We start from the raw sequence: 6,558 nt of genomic DNA, 5'->3' as shown, positions 1-6,558 counted from the left end.
TCACATGCGAGGAGCCATGGGTAGGTTCCCGGATTGCCCTCGGCACGGCTGATAGGACGCGACCGGCCGATCTGGACAGCGCCGGCCGGTCGTTCCCGCCACCTGGTCCGTCACAAAGATTGCCCTCATCGTCCACCTGCCTGTGTAGTAGGTCTTCATCTTCCGAATTCCTTTGCAGACGAGCGAAAATAGGACCGGCGAAACGCGATGGTCCAATGACCTTTGGCTATGGAATTGATGCCACCGACCTGGTGCGCAAAAAATCAACGGCGCGGTACAGACGTCTGCTTCTCGCGTCGAAAGGAGCGTTGGCGGATGGGCATTGAAGGTTATCGAACGTCATCGATTACGGCGGAGCAGATCATCGCGAAGCGGATGTGCCGCTGGGTCGGGATTCGACGGCTGACGCCATGCGGCGAACCGCGATGCCCGACAACGGAGCCGCTTTCGCGCGCGTCGATCCGGGTTAAATGCCCATCGCGATGAAAGCGCCGGCGTTGTTTCCGGCTTTTTTGAAACACACCACACTCACAGGAGATGGCCAGTGACCCGGAGCGAGTTTGAAAGTATCGGCTGTTGGCGCCGTCGCTGCCCGGCCGACCAATCAGACGACTGGGAAGCGTTGGATCAACGACGTCGAACGATGCTGCTTGACGAGGAGCGCTACGGCTTCCTCTTCCGGTTGTCTATTCTCTTTCGCGAGTTCCTTCACGAAGGTCTCGACGCCTTCAGACGAAGTCGGCCCCGGCAACATAGAATTGACGGTAACCGCCGTACCTTTGGTCAATTCTGCAAGCCCCCGCGAGATAGCAAGCTGCGCGGATTGGGTTGCACCGTATTGAACCATCTCCGTCGGAATGTTCAGCGCGGATTCCGACGGGACGAAAACGATACGTCCCCAATTACGCTGGAGCATCCCCTTGATGTAAGCGCGTGACAGACGCACACCCGACATCACGTTCGCTTCGAAGAAGCCCGTCCAGTCTTCGTCGGTGATGTCGAAGAAATTATTCGGCTCGAAAACACCGGAATTGTTGATCAGGATGTCGGTGCTCGGCACCGCTTCAACCAACTTCGCGCAGCCCAATGCCGTCGACACATCCGCGGCGACCCCGCGCACCCTAGCAAACGGTACGACTTCGTGATCGACACGACCGCGGCGTCCACGCGGGCTTCCGACCGACCATTCACGACGACGCTCGCGCCCGTTCCCGCAAGCCGCCTGGCAATGGCAAGACCGATACCGCTCGTTGAGCCGGTCACGATTACGGTTTTGCCCGACAAATCGATTTTCATGGAGTGCTGCTTAGCTAGTATGGCGGTTCGGGAGCTCTGGGCGACATCATTCGTCGGATGCGGAAGCATCCTCAACCTGAGATCCGGCAAGTTGGCGAACTCTGTTGAGGATGTCGGACGGCTCTTGGCGGATCGTAAAATCAGGCTCGACGAAGGAGTCTCTGATTATGCCGTCTTGATCGATCACGAAAGTCGCCGGAATTGGCAGCATCCACTCCGTCGATCCATGACGGTGCCCGAAGTCGTAACCCTGCCCCGCGTAGTGTGCCTTGGTTTCGTCAGGGACACGAAATAGGACGCCGTAAGATATTGCCACGCCATGGTCGACGTCCGCGAGCATCGTCAGGTCGAGGTTCAACTGCCGTTTCAGCTGCCTCGGCAGATCACGGGTCTCGGGAGACACCACGACAAGGTTCGCCTTCAGACTATCAAATTGGGCCTTGGCCGCCTGAAGAGCGCGAAGCTCAGCGTTGCAGAATGGGCACCATCCCCCCCGGTAGAAGCTAACCACAAGCGGCCCTTCACCACGAAGCTGTTCGGACGAATGAAGGCGTCCATTTGCGTCGGGTAGAAGAAAATCCGGCGCCGCGTCGCCAACCTGCAATGCGTGCGACGCGATGTCTGCCTTGCGGAGCCAATCGACGAGAAAGAGGTAGGATTCCCGGTCGGCGTCACTGAACCCGTCCATGAGCTCGTTACGGACTTGATTGAGGGTCCTGGTTAAGTGGTCAGACATCAATTCGACGGTCATCGGCATACCGGGTATCTTAAGAAATGGGCAATATGTGGACTCATGCGGACATACCGGTCGCTTCGAGGTGGCTGTGACGCTCGGTTTGGAGAGGCGATCCCGTGTGAAGAGACCAGTCGCGCAACCGCGCGACCTTTACGAAGGCGTCAAGCGCGGGTGAGTAGCGTCGGCCCTGCACCGCAAGAAGCCGGACCTCTCGCCATACCGGATCTCCCTCGATCGGAAGCGCCTTTAGGGAGGGTAACCGCGGCATATGCTCGGGAGCGAGGACTATCCCGAATCCCGCCTCTGCCAAATGCTGCAGGTGCAAGTCGTGGCAGCTGCGATGGTTGGGATGCGGCGGCGGCGCGTCGGCAAAGCAGAGACGGCGAAATTTCGGAGCCACGTCACAATAGGTGCGCTCAAGGATAATGGCTTCGCGAAGCGCTTCGATTCCGATCTCCGGAAGATCGGCAAGTTCATGCGACGAAGCGAGAACGGCGACATAGCGCTCCTCGAACAGCGCCCAATCGTCGATTCTTTCTGGTCTCTCGTCGAGATCACCAACCAAGGCGACATTTACTTCGCCCTCCAGCAGAAGCTCGACAAGGCGGCTTGGCTGCTCTTCTCGAAGCTCGACATGGAGGCCGGGGACGAATTTGCGAATCTCAGCGATGGGCTCGAGAACGAGCGATGCGGAAATGGATGGGGCGAGACCGATCGTTAAGGGAGCTACTTCCTTTTGCTGAAACTCACGCGCTCGGCGTCGAACAGCCTCAGTCGATGCAAGTGCGCGCTCAAGCATGGGCAGCACCGCCTTGCCCAAGTCAGTGAGGTGGGTAAGTTGACGTTCTCGGTAGATGAGCTCGCCCCCAAGTTCCTGCTCCAACTTTTGCACGCCCTTGGTCAGTGCCGGTTGCGTGACGTTACACATCTCCGCAGCACGCGTGAAGTTGCGCGTGCTTGCGACAGCTAGAAAGTACCGTACCTGGTGGAGCTCCATTGGTGTTCACCGTCAACTGTTTCGGTCACTACTGAGCCCGCGCGATGGCAATGCAGCATCACGCGGGGGCGCTATATCCGAAAGCTACGTTGCCACCGGTGCCGTCGCGATGAAACCCGCGTCGGGCATCCATGGACGGGCGGACACGCTTTGTGGAATCCAGAGCGGGCTAAGCGTCGAGGATCAGTGCATCAGGCATGCGCGAATATGGCTAAGGATTGGAAAGAGCTCGGTTGGGTCGCAGCGTCGGGTGTAGTTGGGGCTGATATCGGCGTACTCGACGATCCCATCTGGTCTTATTACGTACAGAGCTGGCATCGTTAGTGTCCAACTCGACTCCCCATTCACGGCGGCGAGGTCGAGACCGGATTCTATTTCAGTGGCGCGCAACTCTGGGGACAGCTTCCAACGCAGGCCGAACGCGCGAGCTACCTTCCCGCCGCGGTCGACGAGGCTGGGGAACGATAAGCCATTCATTCGCTCAGTAGAGCGGCTCTCGTGCGCGGACTGTTGAGAAATCGCGACGATCGACGCCCCCAATGAGTGGAGTTGCGACGCGACAGTCTGGATCACGCGCAAATTGAGGCTGCAATAGGGGCACCATCCGCCCCTATAGAAAACAATGAGAACTGGACCCCTGTTTAGAAGGTCGTCGGATGAAATCACGTTGCCATCGGGATCGCGCAGGCGGAATCCTGGAGCTTGGTCTCCGGCGTGAATAGCTCTTTCGGCGATACCCGAGGAGACCAGATCGTTGATAGCCTCCTGGCGGACACGCCAAATATGCGGGGGGGTGTTTTCGTGATCCCTGTCCTTAAGCGCGTCGAGTTCGTCCTGGAGTCGCATTGTGGTTATCCTCACCGTTTTCGGCGGGCTCCTTATCGACACTGGGCGTGGCGGCGGTGTGGCGGTAGTGCTGAAATGCAAATTTCACATATTCTCACACGATATGAGCGAGATTCCATCGCTCAACGCCAATCCTAGACTCATGCCGCTTCCACGACCTTATCTCAGCTTTGCGAGATCGTCGTCCAGGGACTTGCGCAGATACGAAACGGCGAAATCGATGAAGAGGCGTATTTTCAATGGCAAGAGCGCCTGCCGGGCGTAAATAATATTGACCGGAGTCGGTTCGGGCTCAAAATCTTGGAGGATGAGGGACAGCTTCCCCTCGGAGACTGGCTTGACGACTTGATATGAGAGGACGTTCGTAACCCCGATACCCGCAACGGCAGCGTCTATCGCCGCTTCCGCAGTATTGATCTTCAATCGGCACTGAGGACGGACTCCACGGCTCGGCTTGCCGTCTCGAGGGTTGAAAATCCAGGTCGACCCTGAGGCGAGCGCTGTGTAGGTGACACACATATGCTTCGCCAAATCGTCCAGCGTCTTCGGCGTTCCGTGCGCCGAAAAATAGGCGGGACTGCCGCACACGACCCGACGAATTTCACCAACCTTAGTCGCGACGAGCGTACTATCAGACAACATCCCGGTCCGAACGGCGAGATCGACGTGCTCATCAACGAGGTCAAGCGTACGATCTGACAGCGTCAAATAGACACTTATCTGTGGATATTCGGCCAAGAACGCGGTCACTACCGGGACGACATAAAGCCGACCGAAGACGATCGGAGCCGTGATCTTAAGACCGCCGCGCGGAACGCTATGCTCTCCAGCGGCTTGAGATTCGGCTTCGTCAACCTGATCGAGAATGCGTTTGCATGCGGCTAGATAGGAAACTCCCGCCTCCGTCAGCGCCAGCTTTCGTGTCGAGCGAACAAGGAGCTGGGTGTTGAGATGAGCCTCGAGATCAGCAACCTTGCGGCTGACCGTGGGAAGAGGAACGTTCAGCTGGCGCCCAGCCGCGGAGAAGCTCCCGGCTTCAACCGCGGCGATGAAATATTCCATTGCTTCCAAACGATCCATCTTCTCTCACTTTTCGAGAGGCCGTCTGCTTGATTAACCTATTATTGGGGTGAGCGGTAGGTCATCCTCGTTTCGTCCCAAGTGCGGTGATCGACGGCATGAGTAAGCTCAATCCGCATCGACATATGGGATCTGTAGTTCACCCAGAACATCCTCATAGCTAGCCTGAGCGCTCGCGTTGGGGCCGGAAGTAGTGGCGTCCACGCGTGTGTGAATATCCGCACTAATGCCGAGAATTTCGCCAACGGGGCAGAGGTTTGCGGCCTCCAGCAAGAATGCGCGCTGTTGCGCGTCGAGTTCTCCGTCTAGCACGAGAGTGCGCTGGAACGAATCCCTTTCGCCCTGGGCGCCGTGGTAGAAGCTGACGCCCACTTCCACGTGCTCCAGCGGAAGTTTATGGCGCCGAGCCTGAAAACGAACGGTCATAGCGGTGCATGCGGCGAGAGATGCGCTAAGAAGGTCATAAGGATTGGGACCGGGAGATACGTGGCCGACTCCATCTGGACCGCCGATAGCAAACTGAGATGTGTCGACATGACCAACCATTGCGCCATGGTTGGTGGGGTCGCTCGCGACGACAACTTCGCGGAGCTTAGGTGCGTTATCCTGCGATGTCATAGAGCTTTCCTTCCATTGTGTGAGCGTGTCATGAAAGCGGCGTCGCTAGCCGCCATATCGTTCGGTCTTGATCACCGCGGCGTCCAACCCTGCCATTAACGCTCCATCGGCCGCGATATCGACGAAGGGGTTTGATCCGCAGATGAATACATGCGCAGGCATGTGATGGAGCCGGGCAATTAACTCGGCCACCATCGCGTTATCGATGCGTCGCGCAAAGTCACAGGCGCGCGCTGGGGCCTCTCGAGTAATCGCCAGCGCCAACTTGAATGTCGGGTCAGCCATTTCCAATGAGAACAGCTCATCGGCGAACAGCACGTCGCGCTGTGTCCGAGATGACACGAGCAGCGCTGTCGGCACAGTCTGCGCCAGGTCGCCGCGTCGCCGGATCATCGCCATCAGCGGCACGACACCAGACCCCGCCCCGACCAACAATACCGGTGCGGTTGAACGTTCGGGCCACAGGAAGTGGCCGCCGAGCGGGCCACGCAGTTCGATTTCGTCGCCCACAGCCGCAATGTCATGGAAAAACGGAGAGACTTCACCGTCCGGGAGGCGTTCGACCGCAAGCTCAATGATATTCGAGGCACTCGGTGAGGAGGCGATCGAATAACTCCGCATCGCCACGTAGCCGTCCGGAGCCGTCAATCGCACATCAACGTGTTGACCGGCGATATGCGCAAATGGCTCGCTGAGTCGCAGGAAGAAGCTTTTGATGCTTGGCGTTTGCTGAATGATCTCGGCGATGATGCATGTCTGCCAAGACGCCGGTCGCGGGCCACCCTCAGTCATTGGTGTACCGCTGCTCGCGCCACGGGTCGCCGTAAATGTGATATCCGCGCAATTCCCAGAAGCCTGCCTCGTCGCGTTCGGTAAATTGGAGCCCGTTTACCCACTTGGCGGACTTCCAGAAGTAGAGGTGTGGGACGAGGAGTCGTGCCGGGCCGCCATGATCGCGGGGAAGCGGCTGCCCCTCGTAATTCAG

At 58.2% G+C, this 6,558-nt stretch carries 7 protein-coding genes and 1 pseudogene; all 8 read right to left on the bottom strand.

Annotated elements, in window-relative coordinates; genetic code table 11:
- Positions 1–607 precede the first annotated feature (607 nt).
- Positions 608–1,296: pseudogene (locus tag ACPYOJ_RS33550) on the bottom strand (SDR family NAD(P)-dependent oxidoreductase); the annotation flags it as partial.
- A gap of 46 nt (positions 1,297–1,342) precedes the next feature.
- Positions 1,343–2,053: a peroxiredoxin-like family protein gene (locus ACPYOJ_RS33545; RefSeq protein ID WP_481420098.1), complete on the bottom strand. Its 711-nt coding sequence runs from the start codon at positions 2,051–2,053 to the stop codon at positions 1,343–1,345.
- A gap of 34 nt (positions 2,054–2,087) precedes the next feature.
- Positions 2,088–3,029 carry a LysR family transcriptional regulator gene (locus ACPYOJ_RS33540; RefSeq protein ID WP_481420097.1) on the bottom strand — a complete coding sequence of 314 codons (942 nt, stop codon included), beginning with the start codon at positions 3,027–3,029 and terminating at the stop codon, positions 2,088–2,090.
- Positions 3,030–3,212: 183 nt separating this feature from the next.
- Positions 3,213–3,875: a peroxiredoxin-like family protein gene (locus ACPYOJ_RS33535; protein WP_481420096.1), complete on the bottom strand. Its 663-nt coding sequence runs from the start codon at positions 3,873–3,875 to the stop codon at positions 3,213–3,215.
- A 159-nt stretch (positions 3,876–4,034) separates the two neighbouring features.
- The gene (locus ACPYOJ_RS33530; protein ID WP_481420095.1) at positions 4,035–4,955 is read right to left on the bottom strand and encodes a LysR family transcriptional regulator; all 921 of its coding nucleotides are present in this window, start codon (positions 4,953–4,955) and stop codon (positions 4,035–4,037) included.
- 108 nt (positions 4,956–5,063) lie between these two features.
- Positions 5,064–5,573, bottom strand: a complete 510-nt coding sequence (locus ACPYOJ_RS33525; protein ID WP_481420094.1) for an OsmC family protein — start codon at positions 5,571–5,573, stop codon at positions 5,064–5,066.
- A gap of 45 nt (positions 5,574–5,618) precedes the next feature.
- Entirely contained in the window at positions 5,619–6,365 is a 747-nt protein-coding gene (locus tag ACPYOJ_RS33520; protein WP_481420093.1) for a ferredoxin reductase, read from the bottom strand.
- On the bottom strand, positions 6,358–6,558 hold a 201-nt coding region (locus ACPYOJ_RS33515), incomplete at its 5' end, for a molybdopterin-dependent oxidoreductase (RefSeq protein WP_481420092.1). The genes ACPYOJ_RS33520 and ACPYOJ_RS33515, both read right to left, overlap by 8 nt.

This window comes from Rhizobium sp. SVR5-9E (genome assembly GCF_056755095.1).
The sequence above is the reverse complement of the archived record's forward strand: the minus strand, read 5'-3'. Positions and strand labels throughout refer to the sequence as shown.